Consider the following 26,513-nt stretch of genomic DNA (forward strand, 5'->3'; position numbering starts at 1 on the left):
GGGACAGGATCGGGCGTGGCCGGGCGATATCGGAGGGGGGCCGTTCGCGTGACCCGGCCAGCCCGTAGCCGTCCGGTCCGGACCCGCCAGTCGCGGGTCACCACCCTGCCGCAGCTGATGGGCGCCGCGGCCGAGGCGAATCCGGACGGTATCGCCGTCGTCTTCGCCGATGCCGGCGCGACCCTGGGACAGCTCAGCTACGCCGAACTCGACGGTCGGTCCACCCGGTTGGCCCGGTTGCTCATCGAGCGTGGCGTCGGTCCGGAAGATCTTGTCGCCGTTGGAATTCCGCGGTCGCTGGCGTCGGTGGTCGCGGTGTGGGCGGTCGCCAAGACCGGTGCCGGATTCGTACCGGTCGACCCCGATTACCCGGCCGAGCGCGTCGCGCACATGGTGACCGATTCCGGTGCGGTACTCGGGCTCGCGGTCGCCGAGGTGGCGGCGGAGCTGCCGGATCGGGTCGAATGGCTGGTAATCGATGCGCCCGACTTCGCACTGCGCCTGGCGGAATACTCGGGCGAGGCCATCACCAATGCGGACCGGGGCCGCGCGGTGCGGGCGGAGCATCCGGCCTATGTCATCTACACCTCCGGTTCCACCGGTAAGCCGAAGGGTGTCGTCGTCACGCAGGCGGGACTGTCCAGCTTCTGCGATGAACAGCGCGAGCGGTATCGCGTCACGAACCAGTCGCGCACATTGCATTTTGCGTCGCCGTCCTTCGACGCGTCGGTGCTCGAGCTGCTGCTCGCACTCGGTGGCGCGGCGACCATGGTTGTGGTCGCGCCGAATATCTACGGTGGCGACGAGTTGGCGACGCTGCTGCGCCGGGAACGGGTGACGCATGCGTTCATCACCCCCGCCGCGCTCGCCTCGGTCGATCCGACGGGGCTCGACGATTTCCGGGTCGTCGTCGCCGGCGGTGAGGCCTGTCCGCCGGATCTGGTGCGGCGCTGGGTATTACCGATCGCCGATGGCAAGACTCGTGAGTTCTTCAACGGCTACGGGCCGACCGAGACCACGATCATGACCAATATCAGCTCGCCGATGACACCCGGTGCGGTGGTGACCATCGGCGGTCCGATCCGTGCCATTACCGAATACGTGCTCGACGATCGGCTGAATCAGGTGCCCAGTGGCGTGGTCGGCGAACTGTACATTGCGGGTTCGCAGGTGGCGCGTGGTTATCACGATCGGCCCGCGCTGACCGCATCGCGTTTCGTGGCGAATCCGTTCGAACCCAGCGGTTCTCGGCTCTACGCCACCGGTGACGTGGTGCGCTGGACCGCGGCCGGTGAGATCGAATACATGGGCCGCAACGACTTCCAGGTCAAGATCCGCGGCTTCCGCATCGAACTCGGTGAGATCGATGCGGTGCTCGGCGCGCACGACAGTGTCGACTTCGTCGTCACCATCGGGTACAAAATCGATACCGGCGCAACGATTCTCGCGTCCTATGTGCACCCGGCGGGCGACACCGTCGTGGATACCGACGAGCTGACCTCGTTCGCCGAACGCGCACTGCCGGCCCATATGGTTCCGACGACCATTACGGTGCTCGATACGATTCCGCTGACCCCGGTCGGCAAGCTGGATCGCCGGGCACTGCCCGCGCCGGTGCTGGAGACCAAGGAGTACCGGGCGCCGGAGACCGAAATCGAACAGATCATCGCCGAGGTGCTCGGCGAGGTGCTCGGTATCGAGCGCATCGGCCTCGACGACGACTTCTTCGCACTCGGCGGCGACAGCATCACCTCGATCCAGGTGGTGTCACGGGCCAGGGCGCGCGGGGTGATCTTCACGCCGCGCGACGTTTTCGAATCACGCACGGTCGCGATCCTCGCGCCGCTCGCCACTCAGGGTGCGCCGGTCGAGGCCGGCGCACAGGGTCCGCTGGTCGAGCTGTCACAGGCCGATAATGACCGGCTGGCAAGGGAATACCCGAAGCTGGCCGAGGTGTGGCCGCTGACCCCGCTGCAGTCGGGCATGCTGTTCCACGCGCAACTGGCCGAGTCGTCGGTCGATGCGTATATGACCCAGTTCATGGTCGATCTCGGCGGCGATGTCGATGCCGAGCGACTGCGCGCGGCGGCGGTCGCCGTGGTGGGCCGGCATGTGAATCTGCGGGTCGCATTCGCCGAGGATGCCGCGGGCAATCCGGTGCAGGTCGTGCTCGACGAGGTCGAAGTGCCTTGGCGTGCAGTCGATCTCACCGATCGCGCGGAGGCCGCTGCGGAGTTGCAGCGGATCATGGCCGCCGAGCTGGCCGACCATTTCGATATGCGGACCGCGCCGCTATTGCGGTTCACCCTGATCCGTTCGACGGCCGATACCTATCACCTGCTGGTCACCAGCCATCACATCCTCATCGATGGCTGGTCGATGCCGCTGCTGACCCAGGATCTGCTGACGCTCTATGTGCTCGGTGGTGATGCGAGCCAGCTGCCGCGGGCCCGCTCCTACCGCGACTATCTGGCCTGGCTCGGTGCGCAGGACCACAGTGCCGCGCGCAAGGCCTGGCGTGCGGTGCTGGCCGGTGTCACCGAGCCGACACCGTTGGCTTCGGTCGATCCGGCCCGCGTAATCGCCGCGGGCGTAGGCGAAGTCGGCTTCGAACTGTCCGAGGCGGACACCAAGGCGCTGAGCCGGTTGGCCGCCGATGCCGGGGTCACCGTCAACACCGTCGTCCAGGCGGCCTGGGGTTTGTTGATCGGCCGGACTGTGGATCGCGACGATGTCGTCTTCGGCGCCACCGTTTCCGGGCGTCCGCCGCAACTCGACGGCATCGAGACCATGGTCGGGTTGTTCCTCAATGCGATTCCGGTCCGGGTGCGCCTGGATGCGAACGACACCCTCGCCGGATTGCTGCGGCAGTTGCAGTCCGAACAGGCGGCGCTGCTGGATCACCACTACGTCGGCCTGAGTGAAATTCAGGAAATCGTCGGCGTGGAGGGGCTTTTCGACACCCTGGTGGTATTCGAATCGTTTCCGGTCGACGGGGAGGCGCTGACGGCGGCGGCGGGCGCGCTCGATGGGATGAGCATCGAGGGCGCGGTCGCGGTGAACGGCACGCACTATCCGGTCACCGTGGTGATCGTCCCCGATGTGCGCATGCACTTCACCCTCAAGTATCTGCGTGATGTCTTCGACGAGACGGCGGCACAGGCACTGGCCCAACGCTTCTCGACACTGATCGGCCGCTTCCTTACCGATCCGTTCGCCAAGATCGCCGAGGTCGATGCGATCACCGATGCCGATCGGGCAGTACTCGACGTCGTCAATGCCACCGAAGTGGTAGAGCTGCTGGATGATTCGACACTGCTGACGCTGTTCGACGCGCAGGTCGCCCGCACCCCGGACGCACCCGCGGTAATCTACGGCGACACCACGCTCAGCTACCGCGAGCTCGATGTGCGTTCGCGCGAACTGGCCGGGGACCTGGCCGGCCGCGACGTCGGTTCGGAATCGCTGGTGGCGGTGGCGATGCGGCGCAGCATCGAGATGGTCGTCGCGATCTACGGTGTGCTGCGGGCCGGTGGGGCGTATGTGCCGATCGATCCCGATCATCCGGCCGAGCGCAGTGAATATGTGCTGTCCAGTGCGGCTCCGGTGTGTGTGTTGACCACGACCGGGACCGGCTTCGAAACCGAGACCGACACACCACTGGTCTACGTGGACGCCGACCTTTTCGGGCGCTCTGCGGCCGACGCCGCGATCTTCGGTGACCTGCCGACCGTCGCGGCACCGCTGCCCGACAACACCGCTTATGTCATCTACACCTCCGGCTCGACCGGTCGGCCCAAGGGCGTAGCGATCACGCATCGGCAGATGGCGAACCAATTCCGCTGGGCGCAGCGCACCTATCCGCACGGTCCCGGTGATGTGGTACTGCACAAGACGCCGATCACCTTCGATATCTCCACGTGGGAGCTGTTCTGGACCTTGCAGACCGGTGCGGCGGTGGTCATCGCCGAACCGGACGGGCATCGCGATCCCGCGTACCTGGCGCGCGTGATCGACGAATACTCGGTCAGCACACTGCATTTCGTGCCATCGATGCTCGACGCATTCCTCGACGGCGCACCTGCGGCGTACCCGTCGTTGCGCCGGGTATTCGCCGCCGGTGAGGCGCTATCGGGGGAGACCGCCGTGCGCTTCGACACCTTCCTGCCGAATGCGGATCTGTTCAACTGGTACGGCCCCGCGGAGGCGACGGTCGTCACGGCCTATCCCGCCGAAGCCGATGGGCGCGCGGCGATTCCGATCGGCACCTCGGTCGCCAACACTCGGGTGCATGTGCTCGACCGCCAGTTGCGGCCGGTTCCGGTCGGCGCGGTCGGTGAGTTGTATGTCGCCGGTGTGCAATTGGCGCGTGGCTATGTGAACGCACCGGCGCTGACGGCCGAACGGTTCGTCGCGCATGCCGCCGGTGCGCGGCTGTATCGCACCGGCGATGTGGTGCGCTGGGTACCTCGTGATGGCGGCCACGCCCTGGAATATCTGGGCCGCAGCGACTTCCAGGTCAAATTGCGCGGTCAGCGCGTCGAACTCGGTGAGATCGAGACGGTGCTGCTCGGTCTGGACGCTGTGCAGCGCACGGCGGTGGCGCTGGTCAAGGGGAGCGCCGGTGATCGGTTGGTCGCCTATGTGGTGGCCGCGCCCGGCGCACAGATCGATGACGATGTCTTGCTCGACCACGCACGCGCGGCGCTGCCGTCATATATGGTCCCGTCCGCGATCGTGCGTCTGGAAGCTCTGCCGCTCAATGCGAGCGGCAAACTCGACCGCAAGGCCCTGCCCGCACCGGAGTTCATCGGACGGCCCTACCGGGAGCCGTCGACGCCGCTGGAACGCTCCGTCGCCGAGGTATTCGCCGATGTGCTCGGCATCGAACGCGTAGGCGCTGACGACGACTTCTTCGACCTCGGCGGAAATTCGCTGGTCGCGACCCGCGTGGTGGCCCGGCTCGGTGCCGCGATCGGCGGCCGCGTCCCGGTGCGCGCCGTCTTCGAAGCGCCGACGGTCGCCGCCTTGGCCGCCGCGGTCGCACCCGGCGCAGGTCGGCGCCGCGAGGTGCCGCTGGTGGCCGGTGCACGGCCGGAACAGATTCCGCTGTCGCTGGCACAGCAGCGGATGTGGTTCCTCAACCGGTTCGATACCGAATCGGCGGTGAACAATCTGCCGGTGGCGGTCCGGCTGACGGGTGCGCTCGATATCGTCGCGTTGCAGCAGGCCGTCGCCGATCTGGTCGAGCGGCACGAAACGCTGCGCACCGTCTATCCGGCCGACCGCGACGGCGTGGCACATCAGGTGATCGTGCCCGCGGCACAGGCGGTTCCGGATCTGACACCGCAGCTGGTTGCGCCGGATGCGGTGCACGCGAAGGTCGTCGAGATCATCGCCGCCGGATTCGATGTCACCGATCAGGTGCCATTGCGAGGTGCACTGTTCCAGGTCACGCCTGAGGACGAGTACGTGCTCGTTTTCGTGGCCCACCACATCAGCGCGGACGGCTGGTCGATGGGACCGATGACCCGTGACCTCATGCTCGCCTATGCATCGCGCGCGGCAGGTGCACCGCCCGCCTGGCAGCCGCTACCGGTGCAATACGCGGATTTCAGCCTTTGGCAGCGGGAGGTGCTCGGTTCCGAGGACGATCCGGAAAGCCTCATTACCGCGCAGGCCGAGTTCTGGCGCACGACACTGGCCGGTCTGCCCGACGAGCTGAATCTGCCCGCCGACCGGCCGCGCCCCACGACACAGTCGTTCGCGGGTGGCACAGTCGGTTTCACGGTCGACCCGCGGGTGCATCGCAGGCTGCAGGAGATCGGCCGTGAACAGAACGCGACGATCTTCATGGTCGTGCATACCGCGCTCGCGGTCTTCCTGGCGCGCCTGTCGGGCACCGATGACATCGCCGTGGGCACGCCGATAGCCGGTCGTGGTGCGGCCGAATTGGACGATGTCATCGGGATGTTCGTCAATACGCTGGTGCTGCGGACTCGGGTACGTGGCGGCGCGACCTTCGCGGAATTGCTTTCGGCGGTGCAGGACGCCGATCTGCAGGCCTTCGCCCACGCCGACATTCCGTTCGAGCGCCTGGTCGATCTGCTGAATCCGGAGCGGTCCACGGCGCGGCATCCGCTGTTCCAGGTGGCGCTGTCGTTCCAGAATCTGCCGGACAATTCGTTCGAGCTGCCCGAATTACGTGTCGGTGCTGTCGATCTCGATATCGATACCGCGAAATTCGATCTGTCGCTGGCGATCACCGAGCTGCCGGGCGCGTGCGAGGGCATGTACGCGGTGTTTTCTTTCGCGCGTGACCTGTTCGACGAGTCCACGGTTCGGGTATTCGCGGATCGGTTCGTGCGGCTGCTCGAGGCGATCACCACCGGGCCGGAGCTGCCGGTGGGTGATCTGCCGCTGCTGGCCGAAGCCGAGACGAAGTTCCTGACCCGGGTGCATCCGGATCATGTGACGGCCGGTGGGCTGCTGCCCGATCTGCTGGTGCGCGGGCTGCGCCGCGGTGCGGAGCGGACGGCCATCCGCTATCAGGGCAGGTCGATCAGCTATCGCGAACTCGACGAGTACTCGTCGCGATTGGCCAGGGTGCTGATCGATCGCGGCGTTGGCCCGGAAAGCCTTGTGGCGCTGGCCCTGCCGCGCTCCTATCAGATGGTGGCCGCCGTGTTGGCGGTGTCGAAGGCCGGTGGCGCACAGGTGCCGGTCGACCCGAATTACCCGGTGGATCGGGTGCGGCACATGCTGACCGACTCGGGTGCGCTTGTCGGCCTCACAGCTTCGGAATATCTGGGTGAGTTGCCGGACGACGTGCAATGGCTTGCGCTCGACGATGCCCAGACGGATGTCTTGTGCGCCGACCGATCGGCCGCGCCGGTCACCGACGCGGACCGGATCACGCCGTTGCGGCCGCACCATGTGGCCTACGTGATCTATACCTCCGGCTCTACCGGTATGCCCAAGGGCGTCGCCGTGACCCACACCGGACTCGGTGGCCTGGTCGACCATTCGGTCGGCCTGTACCGGCTGGAACCGGAGCACCGGCTCCTGCACATCTGTTCGCCGAGCTTCGACGTGTCGGTGCTGGAATGGCTTGTCGCTTTTTCGGTCGGCGCGACAGTGGTGATCGTCCCCGCGGCCGTGATCGGTGGTCCGGAACTGGGTGATCTGCTGCGCAGCGAGCGGGTCACGCATTCGATCATCACCCCGGCGGTGCTGAGCTCGGTGGATCCGGTCGGGCTGGATCAGCTCGAAATGCTCATGGTCTGCGGCGATGCCACGACACCGGAGCTGCTCGGTAAGTGGCAGCCGGGCCGCAGGTACTACAACGGCTACGGTCCGACCGAGGCCACCGTCATCGCTTCGTACGCGACGCTGCGGGCGGGTGTGCCGATCACCATCGGCACACCGGTACACGGTATGTCGGCGCTGGTGCTGGACGCTCGGCTGCACCCGGTCCCGCCGGGCGTTGCGGGGGAGCTGTACCTGTCCGGCGGCGCGTTGGCGCGTGGGTACCACAACCGTCCGGGGCTTTCCGCGGAGCGTTTCGTGGCCAATCCGTGGGGCGCGCCGGGGGCGCGGATGTACCGCACCGGTGACGTGGTCCGCTGGTTCGCCGAACCCCACGTACGGATGGGCAATGCGGCGCTGCCGTCGATACCGTGGGCGTTGGAATACGTCGGCCGCTCGGACTTCCAGGTGAAGATCCGCGGCTACCGCATCGAACTCGGTGAGATCGATGCCGTGCTCGGCGGGCACGCCGATGTGGAATTCGCGATCACCATGGGCAGGCAGAGCGACGCGGGTGTCACGATCCTGGTGTCGTATGTGCTGCCGGTGTCCGGCCGGGTCATCGAGCCCAGCGTGCTCGTCGAACACGCGGCGCGGCGATTGCCGTCGCATATGGTGCCGTCCGCGGTCGTCGTGCTCGACGAGATCCCATTGACCCCGGTCGGCAAGCTGGATCGAAAGGCGCTGCCGGAACCGGTCTTCGAACAGGCAGCCTTCCGCGCGCCGAAGACCCATACCGAACAGATCGTGGCGAGCATCTTCGCCGCGGTGCTGCGCATCGGCACCGGCGCGGACGACAGCCGCTACCTCGGCCTGGACGACGACTTCTTCGCACTCGGCGGAAATTCGCTGCTGGCAACGCAATTGGTCGCGCGACTCGGTGCGGCACTGGACACCCGGGTACCCGTGCGGGTGCTCTTCGAGGCATCCACGGTTGCCGAACTCGCGGTTGAGCTCGAAAAGCTCGCCGGTATGGGTGCCCGCAAGGCATTGGTGGCGGGTGAACGGCCGCAACATATTCCGCTGTCGCCGGCACAGCAGCGGATGTGGTTCCTGAACCGGTTCGACACCGAGTCCACGGCTTACAACATCCCGATTGCCGTGCGCCTCACCGGCACCCTCGATGTGGCGGCGCTGCGCCGGGCGGTCGCCGACGTGCTGGAGCGGCACGAGATCCTGCGCACCATCTACCCGCAGACCGATGCGGGTCCGGTCCAGCTGATCCTGCCCGCGGATGCGGCCGGGCCGAAACTCGAGATCCGCGAGGTCGCGCCGGACGAACTCGAATCCGCCGTCGTCGAGCTGATCTCGACGACCATCGACGTCACCAGCGAGGTGCCGGTCCGGGTCGTGCTGTTCGATATCGACGGTGCCGGCGCGGCGGGAGCGACGAGCCCCATCGGCGCGGCCGAATACGTGCTCGCCATGGTGGTGCACCACATCTCGGGTGACGGTTCGTCGGTCGCGCCGCTGACCCGCGACCTGATGCTGGCATATGCGGCCCGCTCGGCGGATGCCGCGCCGGGCTGGGCACCGCTGACCGTGCAGTACGCGGACTACAGCAGCTGGCAGCGCGAACTGCTCGGCAGCGAGGACGATCCGCAATCGCTGGCGGCCGAGCAGGTCGCCTACTGGCGCGAGGCACTGGCCGATCTGCCCGAACAGCTGGATCTACCGTCGGATCGGCCGCGGCCCGCGGTGCAGTCCTTCGCGGGCGGCACCGCCGAGCTGCGCATCGATCCCGAAACCCACCGTGCCCTCATCGAATTGGCCCGTGCCGAGAACGCGACGCTGTTCATGGTCGTGCACACCGCGCTGGCCGTACTGCTGGCGCGGCTCTCGGGTACCGATGACATTGCCATCGGTACCCCGATGTCCGGTCGCGGTGAGGCCGCGCTCGACGATCTGATCGGCATGTTCGTCAACACCCTGGTGTTCCGCACCCGGGTGGACGCCGGTGCGACCTTCACCGAGCTGACCGCGCGTCAGCGAGAGGCAGATATCCGGGCATTCGCCCATGCGGACATCCCGTTCGAGCGGCTGGTCGAGGTGCTCAACCCGGTCCGCTCGACCGCGCGGCATCCACTGTTCCAGGTCGGGCTGTCGTTCCAGAATCTGGAGCAGTCCAGCCTCGAACTGCCCGGCCTCACCGTCTCCGGAGTGGGTATCGACATTCAGGTGGCGCAGTTCGATCTGAACCTCATCGTGAGCGACGCCTACGATGCGAACGGCGTGCCCGCCGGTATCGCCGGTCAATTCGTCTATGCCAAGGACCTTTTCGATCAGGCGACCGTCGAGGGATTCGCGGAGCGCTTCACCCGCCTGCTCGACCGGATCATCGCCGCACCGCGCATCCCGGTCGGCGAACTCGACCTGCTGGCACCGGCGGAGCGGGCACGAATCCTGGTCGACTGGAACGAGACCGCCAATCCGGTCGCCCCGGAACTGCTGCTCGACAGTTATCGCCGAGCGGTCGCGGACCATCCCGATGCGATCGCGGTGGTCTACGAGGGCGTCGAGCCGGCCCACCCGTCGCCCGACCACCACCCCTCATCGAGTCGCTCCGCGACGCTGACATATCGCGAATTCGATCAGCGGGTCAACCGTCTGGCACGGTTGCTGATCGACCGTGGAGTCGGCACGGAATCCCTGGTGGGCCTGGCGATTCGGCGTTCGCCGGAGCTGGTCGTCGGCATGTACGCGATCTTGACGGCCGGCGGCGCGTATGTGCCGCTGGATCCGGATCATCCGGCCGAGCGGATCGCGCACATTCTGGATACCGCTCAGCCCGTGGCGGTGCTCACCACCACCGCAGATGCGGTTGCGGTGTCGGGTGATACGCCGGTGCTGCACCTGGATGCGTTGGCGCTGGACGTATTCGACGCAAATCCGGTGCGCGCCGATGAACTACTGCGTCCGGTGCATCCAGAGAACCCCGCCTACGTCATCTTCACCTCGGGCTCGACCGGACGCCCCAAGGGCGTGGCGATTTCGCATGCGGCCATCCACAACCAGACCACGTGGATGCTCGCGGAGTATCCGCTCGGCGTCGGCGATGTGTACCTGCAGAAGACCGCGACCACCTTCGACGTCTCGCTCTGGGGATATTTCCTGCCGCTGCGCGCGGGCGCGAAACTGGTGGTCGCCACACACGACGGCCACCGCGACCCGGCCTATGTCGCGGAAACCATTGCCGCACAGGGCGTCACCGTTACGGATTTCGTTCCTTCGATGCTCACCGTTTTCGCCGCGCACACCCCGGCGGGCTCCTGCCCGACGCTGCGGGACATCTTCGTGATCGGTGAGGCGCTGCCGCCGGAAACCGTCGACGCCGTGCGCGCCGTGTCGAATGCCCGCGTGCACAACCTCTACGGTCCGACCGAGGCTGCGGTCTCGGTGACCTACTGGGAGGCACGCGGCGACGACCGTCCCGGCGTCCCGATCGGCCTGCCGCAGTGGAATACCCAGGTATACGTGCTGGATTCGCGACTGCATCCGGTGCCTGCGGGTGTGCCCGGTGAGCTGTACCTGGCCGGTGACCAGCTGGCCCGCGGCTATGTGCGCCGACCCGATCTCACCTCGGATCGATTCGTGGCCAACCCATTCGGCGACGGCACCCGGATGTACCGCACCGGTGACCTGGTCGTCCGGCGCGCGACAGGTGTGCTCGACTACATCGGCCGGACGGACTTCCAGGTCAAATTCCGCGGCCAGCGCATCGAACTCGGCGAGATCGAAACCGCGCTACTGGCCGAGGCTTCGGTGAGCCAAGCCGTTGCCGATGTGCTGTCGTCGACGCTGGGTGACCAACTGGTCGCGTATGCCGTGCCGAACCCGGGGCATCGGATCGATCAGACCGAACTGCTGGCCGCGATCGCGGGAACCCTTCCGGCATATATGGTTCCGGCCGCCATTGTGGCGCTCGACTCGTTCCCGCTGAATACCAGCGGGAAGCTGGATCGCAATGCGCTGCCGGAACCCACCTTCGCCAGCCGCGAATTCCGGGCCCCGGCAACACCGGTCGAGGAAATCGTGGCGGGCGTATTCGGCGATGTGCTCCGCTTGGATCGCGTCGGCGTCGACGACGACTTCTTCGCACTCGGCGGCAATTCGCTGATCGCCACCCAGGTGGTGGCCCGGCTCGGCGCCGCCATCGGCGGCCGGGTGCCGGTGCGCACCTTGTTCGAGGCATCGACGGTGGGCGGGCTCGCGGTCGAGATCGAGCAGCATGCCGGATCCGGTGTTCGCCGCGCGCTGACGGCTGGTCCGCGCCCGGAACGGATTCCGCTTTCGATGGCGCAGCAGCGGATGTGGTTCCTCAACCAGCTCGATCCGTCCTCGGCGGTGAACAATATTCCGGCCGCCGTGCGCCTGACCGGTGCGCTGGATCTGGTCGCGCTGGAGCTGGCCGTCGCGGATCTGATCGAGCGGCACGAGGTGCTGCGCACCGTTTATCCACAGACCGACGACGGCCCTGTGCAATTGATCGTGCCTGCCGAGCGGGCAGTACCGGATCTGACTCCGGTGCCCGTCGGCGCGGCAGACCTGCCCATGCACGTCATCGCGACGGCCTCCGCCGGATTCGATGTGACGGCCGAGGTTCCGGTGCGGGCCGCGCTCTTCCGGGTCGAGCCGGACGAACATGTGCTCGTCCTGGTGGCGCATCACATCAGCGCGGACGGCTGGTCCATGGGTCCGCTGACCCGCGATCTGATGATCGCCTACGCATCGCGCTCGGCTGGTGCGACACCGGCCTGGGCGCCGCTTCCGGTGCAGTACGCCGATTTCAGCATCTGGCAGCGCGAGGTGCTGGGTTCGGAAGCCGAGCCGGACAGCGTCATCACCGCCCAGGCGAACTACTGGCGCAATACGCTCGCAGGTATTCCGGACGAGCTGAATCTGCCCATGGATAGGCCGCGTCCGACGAGGCAGTCGTTCCGCGGCGGTCGGGTGGTCTTCGCGATCGGCACCGAATTACACCGTCGCCTGCAGGAACTCGCGCGCGCCGAGAACGCGACCATGTTCATGGTTGTCCACACCGCACTCGCGGTCTTGCTCGCGCGGTTGTCCGGTACCGATGACATTGCCATCGGTACCCCGGTCGCCGGTCGCGGTGAGGCCGAACTCGACGATGTGATCGGCATGTTCGTCAATACCCTCGTGCTGCGCAGTGAGGTGCCGGGCGAACTGAGTTTCGGTGCGCTGCTGGCACATACGAAGGATGCCGATCTGCAGGCCTTCGCACACGCCGACATTCCGTTCGAGCGGCTGGTCGACCTGTTGAACCCGGTGCGCTCGACCGCGCGGCACCCGCTGTTCCAGGTCATGCTGTCGTTCCAGAATCTGCCGGACACCTCGTTCGAACTGCCCGGATTGCGCATCGGCGCGGTCGATCTGGAGATCGATGCCGCGAAATTCGATCTGTCGCTGACCATTCAGGAGGCCGCACCAGGTGCCGGTATGGCCGCCGAGTTGTCCTTCGCCAGGGACCTTTTCGACGACGCCACCGTTCAGGGTTTCGTAGATCGATTCGTTGGGCTGCTCGAGCAGATCGTCGCTCGCCCGGAGGCACCGGTCGGCGATATCGATCTGCTCGGCGATACCGAACGGGCCGCGGTGCTGTGGCGGTGGAACGACACCAACCGTGAGCTCGGGGCGGTCGGGACGCTTGTGGATGAATTCGCCAGGCAGGCGGCGGCGACGCCGGATGCGGTCGCGATCGTCGATCCGGCGACCTTGTCGGCCCACCCGTCGCCCGACCACCACCCGTCATCGAGTCGCTCCACGACCCTGACTTATGCCGAATTCGGTGCGCGCGTGCACCAGTTGGCACGGCGGTTGATCGAGGCCGGCGTCGGTCCGGAAAAGCTTGTCGCCCTTGGTCTGCGGCGTTCGGTCGATTTCGTGGTCGCCGCCTACGCCGTGCAGGAGGCCGGTGGCGGTTACGTGCCGCTCGACCTCGAGCAGCCCGCAGAGCGGATCGGCTATGTGCTCGAGTCGGCCGCACCGGTGTGCGTTCTGACCACTTCGCGCGACGGCTTCGAGACCGGCCTGCCTACCATCGCGATCGACGAGCTGGACCTATCCGGCTATTCGGGGCAGCCGGTCACCGACACCGAGCGGATCGCGCCGCTGCGGCCGAGCAACCCCGCGTACGTCATCTTCACCTCCGGTTCGACCGGTCGCCCGAAGGGTGTGGCGGTCCCGCATTCCGCAGTGGTGAACCAGATCCGTTGGATCACGGGTGAATACGGCATCGGTGCCGATGACATCGTGCTGTTCAAGACCCCGGCGACGTTCGACGTGTCCGTGTGGGAGCTGTTCGGCCCGTTGTCCACCGGCGGTCGAATCGTCGTGGCCACCCCGGACGGCCATCGTGACCCGCAGTACCTCGCGGAAGTCATCGCGGCCGAACGGGTCACCATGACCTCGTTCGTGCCCTCGATGCTGACCGTCTTCGCGAGCGCGGTCGACGGCTCCGCACTGGCATCCCTGCGCACCCTGCTGATCGCCGGTGAGGCCTGCACCGCCGATGCGATACAGGCGATCCGCAAGGTCAGCTCGGCCGAGCTCCACAACCTCTACGGACCGACCGAATTCGCCGTCCACGCGACTCACCGTCCGGTGGCCGCCGATATCGAGGGTGCGGTGCCGATCGGCCTGCCGGTCTGGAATGCCCAAGCGTACGTACTGGATTCCCGGCTGCATCCGGTGCCGTCGGGCGTCGCGGGCGAGTTGTACTTGGCCGGTGCGCAATTGGCCCGCGGCTACGCCGGTCGCACCGACCTGACATCGGATCGCTTCGTCGCCAATCCGTTCGGTGCGCCAGGTTCCCGGATGTACCGCACCGGCGACCTGGTCAGCCGCAAGGCCGACGGTGCGATCGTCTACCTCGGCCGCACCGACTTCCAGGTCAAGCTGCGCGGTCTGCGCATCGAACTCGGCGAGGTCGAAACCGCTCTCACCGCACACGACTCGGTGGCCCAGGCGGTGGCAGTGGTGCGTTCGGATCAGCTCGTCGCCTATGTCGTATCAACGACCACAGTCGATGCCGAAGCACTGCGGACCCAGGTCGCCGAACAGCTGCCGTCCTATATGGTTCCGGCCGCCATCGTGGTCCTCGATGCCATGCCGTTGAACCCCAATGGCAAGCTCGATCGCCGCGCCCTGCCCGATCCCGTCTTCGCGGCACGGGAGTTCCGCGCACCGACGACCCCGCTCGAATCGACCGTCGCCGACGTCTTCGCCGAGGTCATCGGCGTCGACCGGGTCGGCATCGACGACGACTTCTTCGGCCTCGGCGGCAATTCGCTGCTGGCCGCCCAGGTCGTCAGCCGACTGCGCAAGGTGACCGGCGCGCAGATGAAGGTCGCCTGGTTCTTCACCGAACCGACGGTGCTGGGCATCTCGCGGCAGATCAGCGCGGTGCTCGAGCACGGCCGTGCCGAGGGAGGAGGGGATTTCGACTCCGGCTCCGCGGCCGCACTCGGCGTGATCCTCCCGATTCGTGCCGCGGGCGCCAGGCCGCCGCTGTTCTGCGTGCACCCGCTGGCCGGACTGTCGTGGTCCTATGCCGGACTGGCCCGGGTCCTCCCGGCCGACCAACCGATCTACGGCATCCAGACGCCCGCGCTCACCGAAGACGACTACCACCCGGGTTCGATGGTCGAGATCGTGCGTCGCTATGTCGCCGAGATCAGGGCGGTGCGGCCCGAGGGTCCGTATCGGATACTCGGTTGGTCGCTCGGCGGCAAACTGGCCCACGCGGTGGCGACCGAACTGCAGGCCGACGGCGCGCAGGTCGAGTTGCTCGCCATCCTGGACGCCTACCCGGGCGGCGACTTCGCCGATTTCCGGAACCAGATCCGCGAGGCCTTCACCGAATTGGGTCTGGACGTCGCGGCTGTGCCCGCGGCGGAAAATCTGCAGGAAATCGGTGACGAGGCCGTGGCAGCGCTGCACGCGATGGCCATCGGCCAGGGCGTGGACGTGCTCACGCCCGAACGACTACGGCTGATCTACCGCACGGCCATGCGCACGGTCGAGCTGGAGTCGCAGTACCGGCCGGGGGTGTTCGAGGGGACGCTCGAGTTCTTTCGCGCCGCGGTCGATGCCGAGGCCCGACCAGATCGCACCCCCGCCGACTGGCAGCCTTTCGTCTCCGATGAGATCATCGATCGCCCGATCGGGTCGACGCACGAGTTGATGACCTCTGCCGAAGCGTTGGCCGAGATCGGTCCCCGGCTCGCTGAGCTGCTCGAAACCCCTGAGCGGTAGCAATCGGCCGGGGAACGCAGGTGGATCGTCGGCGGGAACAAGCTGCCAATGCGGTTACGATCGGCGTCTGACCATGCGATGCTTCTGAGCAAGCGCTGGGAGGGGAGCACTTTTTAGGGATTACAGGGTAGGTGAGCTCCTTCATGTTTCGGGTGGTTGCACAACGTCGGCATGAGGACGCGGTGACCAGGTGACGCGCCAAGCTCGGGTGCGGCCGGCTCGGACAAGGGCACAGCGGACGCGCGTCATCACCCTGCCGCAGCTGATGGCGGCCGCCGTCGAGGCGAATCCCGGCGGCCTCGCCGTCGTATTCGCCGATGCCGATGCCACTTCCGGCGGGCTGAGCTATGCCGAGTTGGATGAGCGTTCGACCCGGCTGGCCAGGCTGCTCATCGATCGTGGTGTCGGACCGGAGGATCTGGTCGCGGTGGCCGTGCCGCGGTCGGTGGATTCGGTGCTCGCGGTGTGGGCGGTGGCCAAGACCGGCGCCGGATTCGTGCCGGTGGACCCGCATTATCCGGCGGATCGGGTCGCGCACATGCTGACCGACTCCGGTGTCAGCTTCGGCCTGACCGTCGCCGCGGTCCGCCGCGGCCTACCCGATTACGCCGAATGGCTGATGCTCGACGACCCGATCACCGCGCAACTGCTGCAGCGGTATCCGGTGGACCGGGTGACCAATCAGGATCGGGTGCGACCACTGCACGGCGCACATCCGGCCTACGTCATCTACACCTCGGGCTCGACCGGCGTCCCCAAGGGCGTGGTGGTCACCCACCAGGGATTATCCGGCTTCTGCGATGAACAGCGGACCCGATACCGGGTGACGAGCGCCGCCCGGACACTGCATTTCGCCTCGCCGTCCTTCGACGCGTCGGTGCTGGAATTGCTGTTGGCATTGGGCGGCGCGGCCACCATGGTGGTCGTATCGCCGACCGTCTACGGCGGCGCGGAACTGGCCGCGGTGCTGCGGCGCGAGCGGGTGACCCACGCCTTCGTCACCCCCGCGGCCCTGGCCTCGGTGGAGCCTGCCGGACTCGACGAACTGCGGGTCGTGGTGACCGGCGGCGAGGCCTGCCCGCCGCAGTTGGTCCGGCGCTGGGTATTACCGATCGCGGGCGGGCTGCTGCGCGAATTCTTCGATGCCTACGGTCCGACCGAGGCCACCATCGCCACCAATATCACCGCGCCGATGGTGCCGTGGGAGCCGGTGACGCTCGGCGCGCCGATCCACGGGATCGCCGCCTATGTGCTCAACGATCGGCTGGTGCCGGTGCCGAACCGGGTGGTCGGCGAACTGTATGTCGCCGGTGCGCAGCTGGCGCGCGGTTACCTGGGCCGACAGACGCTCACCGCCTCCCGATTCGTGGCCAACCCCTTCGAACCGGGCACCCGGCTCTACCGCACCGGCGATCTGGTGCGCTGGACCGCGACCGGTGAATTGGAGTACCTCGGCCGCAACGACTCCCAGGTGAAGATTCGCGGCTTCCGCATCGAACTCACCGAAATCGACGCGGTACTCGGCTCATACGACCATGTGGATTTCGCGGTCACTGTCGGGCACGAACTCGACAGCGGTACCACCGTATTGGCCTCCTATGTGCACCCCATCGACGGGCTGACCGTCGATATGTCGGAGCTGAAGGCACTGGTAGAGCGGAAATTGCCGGCGCATATGGTGCCCGCGTGCATCACGGTGCTCGACAAGGTGCCGCTGACGCCCATGGGCAAACTGGACCGCAAGGCGCTACCGGCACCGGTATTCGAGGCCAAGGTGTTCCGCGCACCCGCGACGCCCGTCGAGGAGATCGTCGCGGGCACCTTCGGTGATGTGCTCGGTGTCGCGCGGGTCGGCCTGGACGACGACTTCTTCGAGCTCGGCGGCAATTCGCTGCTGGCCACCCAGGTGACCGCACGGCTGGATGCCGCGCTGGATACGCAGTTGGCGGTCCGCGATCTGTTCCACGCCTCGACGGTCGCCGCCTTCACCGCCGTGGTCGAACGCACCGCCGGATCCGGCCGGAGTCGGCCGCGGCTGGTCGCGGGGGAGCGGCCGGAACTGATTCCGCTGTCGCTGGCGCAGCAGCGGTACTGGTTCCTCAACCAGTTCGATACCGAAACCTCGGCGGTGGACAATATTCCGCTCGCCGTGCGGCTCACGGGTGAGCTGGATACGGCGGCGCTCGGGCTGGCCATCGGCGATGTGCTGTCCCGGCACGAGGTGCTGCGGACCACCTATCCGAGCATCGGTGGGCGGCCGCATCAGGTCATTCATCCGGTGCCGGATACGCGGTTCGCCATGGTGCCGGTCGATGTGGCCGAGGACGAACTGGTGCGCAGGCTCGTCGACTTCGCGGTACTGACCTTCGATGTGACCGTCGAGGTTCCGGTCGCGGTCTCGCTGTTCCGCCTGGCGCCGCGCGAGCATGTGATCGCCTTGACCGTGCACCATGTCGCGGCCGACGGAGCATCGATGGGACCGCTGGCCCGCGATCTCATGGTCGCCTATGCCGCGCGAGTGCGCGGGCAGGCGCCGCTGTGGCAGCCGCTGCCGGTGCAGTACGCCGACTACGCGCTGTGGGAGCGCGAAGCGCTCGGCGACGAGGACGATCCAGAATCGCCGGCCGCACAGCAGATCGCCTACTGGCGACGGACCTTGGCGCAGTTGCCGGACCAGCTGGAACTGCCGACCGACCGCCCGCGCCCGCCTGCCCAGTCGTTCCAGGGCAAATCGGTGCGGTTCGAGATCTCGGCGAATCGGCACGCGCAACTGCATGCGCTGGCGCGAGCCAATCACGCCTCGCTGTTCATGGTCGTGCATGCGGCGCTCGCGGTGCTGTTGGCCCGGTTGTCGGGCACCGACGACATCGCGGTCGGTACGCCCATCGCGGGTCGTGGCGAGCGCGAACTCGATGATCTGATCGGCATGTTCGTCAACACCCTGGTGTTTCGCACTCGGGTGCGTCCCGGTGACAGCTTCGCCGCCCTGCTCGCCGACGTGCGCGAGCGCGATCTCGAGGCCTTCGCCAATGCCGATGTGCCCTTCGAGCGAATCGTCGAGGCGCTGAATCCGGTTCGCTCGATCGCCCGCAATCCGCTGTTCCAGGTGGGCCTTTCCTTCCAGAACCTGGCCGAGACCACCTTGGAGCTGCCCGGACTTTCGGTCGCAACGGTCGATTTCGATCTGCAGCTCGCCAAGACGGATCTGCATATCTCGCTGGCCGACCGCTACACCGACGACGGCGCGCCCGCCGGGATCGTGGCGAACTTCGGCTATGCCACCGACCTGTTCGACGAGACGACGGTGCAAGGCTTCACCGACCGATTCGTCCGGGTGCTCGATGCCGTGCTCGACGATGTGTCGGTGCGGGTCGGCGAGATCGAACTGCTCGCCGGTGACGAGAGTTCGCGGATTCTGGCGGGTTGGAACGACACCGCGCACCCGATCGATGCGACGGCGACGCTGGTGTCGCTCCTGGATGCGACGGTGGCCGCCGCTCCGGATGCGGTTGCGGTGATTTCCGATCAGCCGGGACGCAAGCTCAGCTACGGCGAACTCGACGCCAGGGTGAATCGGCTGGCGCGGTATCTGATCGAGCGCGGCGTGCGCCCGGAGGACCGGGTCGCATTGGGCATCCGCCGGTCGGTCGATCTGATCGTCGCCATGTACGCGGTGGCGAAATCCGGTGCGGCGTATGTGCCCATCGATCCGGATCAACCCGCCGAACGCGTCGAGTACATCCTGCAAACCGCACAACCGGTCTGCCTGCTGAGCTCCGTGCACGACGGCTTCCACACCGATGCCGTCGATTCCGTGACGATCGATGAGCTCGACCTGTCGCGCTACTCGGATGCCCCGCTCACGGCACGCGAACGCCGCGGTGCGCTGCTACCGGGCAATACGGCGTACGTGATCTACACGTCGGGTTCGACCGGGCAGCCGAAGGGCGTCGCGGTTCCGCACGGCGCGGTCGTCAATCAGTTGCTCTGGGAGACGGCCGAATTCGGCCTCGGAGCCGATGATGTGCTGCTGCTCAAGACGGTCGCCACCTTCGACCTGTCGGTCTGGGAGTTCTGGACGGCGGCGATATGCGGTGCCACGGTGGTCGTCGCCGCGCCGGATGGTCATCGGGATCCGGCCTATCTGAACGAGTTGATGGCGCGCGAGTCGGTGACAACCCTGCACGTGGTGCCGTCGATGCTGGACGCGATGTCGACGGGTCAGCTGCCCCGATCGCTGCGCCGGGTGCTCGCCATCGGTGAGACGCTACCGGCAGCCACCGCGCAGCGATTCCGCCAGAGCAACGGCGCGGACCTGTTCAACCTGTACGGCCCCACCGAAGCCGCGGTCTCGATTACCAATCATCGGGTGACCGACACCGACGCGGTTACCGTGCCGATCGGTGGGCCGGAGTGGAACAGCCATGTCTACGTATTGGATTCGCGCCTGCGGCCGGTGCCGGTCGGCGTATCCGGCGAGTTGTACCTGGCCGGTGCACAATTGGCGCGTGGCTACTTCGGACGGACCGATCTCACCGCGGAACGGTTCGTGGCCAATCCATTCGAATCCGGTGCCCGGATGTACCGCACCGGCGACCTGGTGTCCTGGAACGAGCACGGTGAGCTGGAGTACCACGGTCGCACTGATTTCCAGGTGAAGATCCGCGGTTTCCGCATCGAACTCGGCGAGATCGAGACCGCGCTGCTCGCCCGGCCCGAGATCGCGCAGGCCGCCGTGCTCGTCAAATCCGATGCGCGGATCGGTGATTGGCTGGTGGCGTATGTCGTTCCGGCCGACGAGGCGACCCCGGTCGTGATCGCCGAACTGAAGACCGGGCTGGCCGAGGTACTGCCGTCGTACATGATGCCCAATGCGTTCGTCACGTTGACGGCCTTGCCGCGCAATGCGAATGGCAAGCTCGATCGCGCCGCGCTGCCCGATCCGGAGTTCGAGACCCAGGTCTTCCGCGCGCCTGCGACACCGGTCGAGGAGATCGTGGCCGGAGTCTTCGGCGATGTGCTCGGCGTGCAGCGCGTCGGGCGCGATGACGATTTCTTTGCCAGGGGCGGTAATTCGCTGCTGGCGACGCAGGTGGCGGCCCGGGTCGGCGACGCGCTGGATACCAAGGTGCTGGTGCGCTCGATCTTCGAGACACCGACCGTGGCCGGACTCGCCGCCAAGGTCGAAACCCATGCCGGTTCCGGTCGGCGACAGCCGCTGCTGGCCGGGCTGCGGCCGGAGCGGATCCCGCTGTCGCTGGCGCAGCTGCGGATGTGGTTCATCAACCAGTTCGATCCCAGCTCGGCGGCCTACCACATCCCGGTGGCGATCCGGCTGTCCGGCGAACTCGATATCGCCGCACTGGGTTCGGCGGTCGAGGATATGGTGGCGCGGCACGAGGTGCTGCGCACCGTCTACCCGCAGACCGCCGACGGTCCGGTGCAGGAGGTGCTCGCACCCAGCGAAGTGCCGATCGATCTGGTCCCGATTCCGATTCCGGAATCGGATGCGGTGCAGCAGGTGCAGCAGATCGTCGCGGCGGGCTTCGATGTCACCGTCGAGGTGCCCTTCCGCGCCACCCTGTTCCGGCTCGACACAGGTGATCACATCCTGGTGTTCGTCGCCCATCACATCGGCGCCGACGGCTGGTCGATGTCGCCGCTGGTCCGCGACGTCATGCTGGCCTACTCGGCCCGCAGTACGGGTGAGCCGCCCTCGTGGTCACCGCTACCGGTGCAGTATGCGGATTTCAGTGTCTGGCAACGCAATGTGCTCGGCTCCGAGGACGATCCGGAGAGCCTGATCTCGGCACAGGCTGGATACTGGCGGACCGCACTGGCCGATCTGCCCGACGAACTGAACCTGCCCGCGGACCGGCCGCGCCCGGCGCTACGGACCTTCACCGGCGGTCGCACCGAATTCGAGATCGACCCGCTGGTGCACGCCGGGCTGGTGCGGCTGGCCCGCCGGCACAACGCCACCATGTTCATGGTGGTGCACGCCGCGCTGTCGGTATTCCTGGCGCGCATGTCCGGCACCGCCGATATCGCCATCGGCACCCCGGTTGCCGGTCGCGGTGCGGCCGAACTCGACGACATGATCGGCATGTTCGTCAATACGCTGGTGCTGCGGCTACCGGTGCCCGACGACCGCAGCTTCGGTGATCTGCTCGCCCATGCCAAAGACACCGACCTACAGGCCTTTTCGCACGCCGACCTTCCGTTCGAGCGACTGGTCGAACTGCTGAACCCGCCGCGTTCCACGGCTCGGCACCCGCTGTTCCAGGTGTCGATGTCGTATCTGAACCTGCCGACCAGCACCTTCGAACTGCCGGGATTACGCGCGGAGACCTTCGATTTCGCCGTCGATACCGCGAAATTCGATCTCTCGCTGACCATGTGGGCACCGGGTACCGCCGAGGAGAGCCTGCGCGGTGAGTTCAACTTCGCGCGAGACCTGTTCGACGACAAGACGATCGAGATGTTCGCCGCCCGGTTCACCCGGCTGCTCACCGAGATCGTCGCGCGGCCGGATGCCCCGATCGGTGACCTGCGGCTGCTCGGCGCCACCGAAGAGCAGGCGCTGACACCGGTGCGGCGCGGCGAGACGCCCGCTGTCCGGCTGCTGCCGGACCTGCTGACCAGCGCGGTCAGCGTCGATCCCGAACATGTCGCGGTGCGCACCGCCGGTCGCTCGATCTCCTACCGCGAACTGGACGAATACTCCTCGCGGCTGGCTCGGGTGCTGATCGATCGCGGTGTCGGCCCGGAGAGCCTTGTCGCCCTTGCCTTCCCGCGCTCGCTGGAGATGGTCGCGGCCTTCTGGGCCGTCGCCAAGGCCGGTGGCGCACACGTGCCGATCGATCCGACCTATCCGACGGACCGGATCCGGCACATGGTGACCGATTCCGGTGCCGTCCTCGGCATCACCACCTCCACCTACACCGAGCGGCTGCCCGACGAGTCGGCCGAAACCAACTGGCTACAGCTCGACGATCCCGCGATCCACGCGGCCGTGGCCGGTAAGTCGCCGGCGCCGGTCACCGATGCCGAGCGGCTGCGCACGCTGCTGCCGCAGCATCCGGCGTACGTGATCTACACGTCCGGGTCGACGGGCACACCCAAGGGTGTCACCGTCACCCAGGTCGGCGTCGGCGGTGCCGTGGAGAACGCCGGCGCGGTGTTCCAGCTCGGTCCGCAGCATCGGTTCCTGCATCTGTGCTCGCCGAGCTTCGATCCGTCGATTCTGGAGTGGCTCTGCACCTTCCACAACGGCGCGACGCTGGTCATCGTGCCGTCCACCATCCTGGGCGGCCCGGATCTGACCGCGTTGCTGCGCACCGAGCGGGTCACGCACGCGATCTTCACCCCCGCCGTGCTCGGCACCGTCGATCCGGCCGGTCTGGACGAATTCCGATTCCTGTGCTGCGGTGGCGATTCCAGCTCGCCTGAGCTGGTCGCCAAATGGCAACCGGGACGGCATTTCATCAACGGCTACGGTCCGACCGAGGCCACGGTGGCCGCGTCCTGGAGCGAGATGATCGCCGGACAGCGCATCACGATCGGCGGCCCGGTGCCGGGAACGCCGATGGTGGTGCTGGATTCGCGGCTGCGCCCGGTGCCGCCGGGTGCCGTCGGCGAGCTGTATCTCGGTGGCAACGCGCTGGCACGCGGCTATCACGACCGTCCGACGCTGACCGCGGAACGTTTCGTCGCCGATCCATGGGGTCCGCCCGGTGCGCGGATGTATCGCACCGGTGATCTGGTGCGCTGGGTCGGCGAACCGGGGGAGTGGGAACTCGAATACGTCGGTCGCACCGACTTCCAGCTCAAGATCCGCGGTCTGCGCATCGAACTAGGTGAGATCGACGCGGTGTTGCGGGGGCACGACGATGTCGAGTTCGCAGTCACGATCGGTCGGGAAAACCCGACGGGCGAAAAGATTCTCGTCGCCTACGTGCTTCCGATAGCGGGGCGGATCATCGATACCGGTGCGCTCACCGAATACGCGGCGCGCGGCTTGCCTCGGCATATGGTGCCCTCGGCGGTGGTGGTGCTCGACCAGGTGCCGCTGACCCCGGTCGGCAAGCTCGATCGCGCGGCGCTGCCCGCACCCGAACTCGCCCCGCGTCCCTATTTCGCGCCGTCGACCCCGCAGGAACAGGCCGTCGCCGATGTATACGCCGAGGTACTCGGCCTCGACCTCGTCGGCTCCGATGACGATTTCTTCGCACTCGGCGGCAGTTCGCTGGCCGCCATGCGCGCGGTGAACAAGCTGCGTGAGCTGACCGGTATCGCGGTCCAGGTGCAGTGGTTCTTCACCGATCCGACCGTCGCGGCGCTCACCCAGCGCATCATGGCCGCCGACGAAACCGAGGCATACGAATACGGATTGAACGCCGAGGCCGCACTCGACGTGCTGCTGCCGATCCGCCACGGCACCGGTGAAGCGCTGTTCTGCATCCACCCGATGGCCGGATTGTCCTGGTGCTATACCGGTCTCGCGCAGTATCTGCCCGCTGACCGCCCGATCTTCGGTGTGCAATCGCCCGCGCTGTCCGAATCGGACTTCCGGCCGGATTCGCTGGATGCCATGGCCCGGCGCTATGTCGAGGAGATCCGCGCGGTGCAACCCGATGGGCCGTACCGGCTGCTCGGGTGGTCGCTGGGCGGCGCGCTGGCCCATGCGGTCGCGGTCGAATTGCAGTCCGCGGGTGCGGAGGTCGCCCTGCTCGCCATGCTGGACAGCCGCACCGGCGGCAATATCGCCGATTTCTGGGCGGAACTGCGCTCGGCCTTCGCCGAACTCGGCATCGGCCCGGACATGCTGGGCGACAGCAATATCCGCAACCTCACCGAAGAGGCGCTCGCGGTGCTGTACGCCAATATCCCGCCGGAACTGGCGCTGCTGACTCCGGAACGCCTGCGTCAGAGCTACCGTGGCGCGGTGCGCTCGGTGGAGCTCGGAATCAACCATCAGCACAAGGTTTTCCACGGCACGCTCGACTTCTTCAGCGCCACCGGCCACACCGCCGAATCCCGGGCCTGGCGGCCGTATATCGACGGCACGATCAACGAGCATCCGGTCGAGGCGACCCATGAGCTGATGACGTCTCCGGCGGCCCTCGCCGAAATCGGACCGGTCCTGGCTGCCTTGCTCGTCGAGCCCGAGCCGCCTGCCGAGGAGGCCGCGGAGGCCGCGGAGCCAACCGAAGCCGAGGCATTCGCGCCGGTCGAGTACGCCGCCGCGCCGGAGGGATACGAGTACGCGGCACCGCTTGCCGATCCGGCCGGGTTCGACCACGACTACCCGACATCGGTCCTGGTTCCGGTACATATCGATGTCCCGGAACCGGCCGAGGACAAGGCACAGACCGAGGATCTGCCCCCGACGGTCGAGGCCCCGGTACTGGATCACGACGACGAACCCGAGATAGCCGACGAACCCGAGATTGCCGTCCAGCCCGAGCGCGTCCCGTTCGCGGTCATCCACGACGACGATCCGATCGAGTACGCCGTCGCGCACCGCCCCGACGAACCCGACGACGCCCCCATCCCGCTGTCGCTGACCCCGAATGCCGTGCGGCTCTTGGACTCCGGTGTCGAACTGCGCGTCGTCACCCTCGAGATCCCGCCCAACTACTCACCGGAAGCGGTGCAATTCGCCGTAGATACGGTGCTCGAACAGCATCCGATGCTGTGGGTCCGGCTGCACCGTGACCGTGCGGGCGCCGAGCCGGTCTTCGAAATCCCGGCCGAGGCGCAGCGAGTCGACGAGGCCTTCCTCAGCTTGGAATACGGCATCGAGCAGACCCCGCCGCCGGTCGACGATGTGGTGCGTGCCGTCGCCACGGAACTCGATCCGGTCCATGGCCGCAATATCCGCTTCGTACTGGTCGGCGGCCGCGAGGTGCCATCGACCATGGTCATCGTCGCCAATGGCCTCGTCGTGGACGACACCTCCTGGCGCACCATCATCGACAAGCTGTCGTTGGCCTGGTCGCGGGGCAGGCACCGCTCGCCCGCGGTCCCCGAGGCCGGACTGTCCGATCTGCTCCGGGTGCTGTCCGAGGGGGCGAGCGGCCCGGCAGCAATCGAGGAAGTGGCGTGGTGGCACCACACCTTGAGCGCGGTCCCCGCCGCCAAGGCCGGCGCCACGAACAAGAACCTGCGAGCGCGGCGCCGGGTCTCGCTGACCATCACCACCGAGGGCACCGCCGCCGTCGTCGCCGCGGCCGCCGCGCACGGTGCCGGCGTCGACGAAGTCCTGCTCACCGCGCTGGCGATCGCACAGATCACCTCCGCGGGCGAAACCGTCACCGAGGCGATGGGCCCGGTGGTCCGGCTGCACGCCGATAGCCGGTCGATGGCCGAGACCGATACCCTCGTCGGCGCCTTCACCACCGATTACCCGCTCCCGCTGCAGCTGGAGGGTGTGAATATCCAGGAGGCGCTGGTCGGTGGTCGGGCGGCGGGTATCGCGATCGAACAGGTCAAACGGCTCACCGGCGCCGTGCCGTCCTATGGCGTCGGTTACGGCCTGCTGCGTTATCTCAATCCCGATACCGCCGCGGCCTTGACCGCACTCCCCGCCGGTCGGTGCGGATTGCGCTATCGAGATCTGCGCCCGGCGCGCGTGCACACCGACGCACCGTCCGCGGATCTGCTGCTCGATATCACCGCCGACGCCACCGCCGAAGGCCTGCTCGTGCGCTTCGACTACGCGGCCGAGGTATTCGGTGGTGACGAGGTCAAGACTTTCGCCGAACATTGGATCCGGGCCCTCGGCGGACTGGCCGAATACGGTCAGCAATATCCGGGGCGACCATGATCACATTCCGGCCGTTGAGGCATGATGGAGCAACATTGCGGTAACGATGTCCACTATCGTCACGACTAAATAGGCCGTATGGTCGGCCGCGGTGCAT

At 67.1% G+C, this 26,513-nt stretch carries 2 protein-coding genes; both read left to right on the forward strand.

Translation table 11 applies throughout. The annotated features are described in order from the left end of the window. Positions 1-48: 48 nt before the first annotated feature. The gene (locus ACIBW7_RS41140) at positions 49-15,585 is read left to right on the forward strand and encodes an amino acid adenylation domain-containing protein (RefSeq protein ID WP_397056236.1); all 15,537 of its coding nucleotides are present in this window, start codon (positions 49-51) and stop codon (positions 15,583-15,585) included. Positions 15,586-15,775: 190 nt separating this feature from the next. Further along, positions 15,776-26,416, forward strand: coding sequence for an amino acid adenylation domain-containing protein (locus ACIBW7_RS41145; protein WP_397056238.1), 10,641 nt, complete (start codon positions 15,776-15,778; stop codon positions 26,414-26,416). Positions 26,417-26,513 lie beyond the last annotated feature (97 nt).

This window comes from Nocardia sp. NPDC049526, from assembly GCF_044465765.1.
Lineage (GTDB): Bacteria > Actinomycetota > Actinomycetes > Mycobacteriales > Mycobacteriaceae > Nocardia.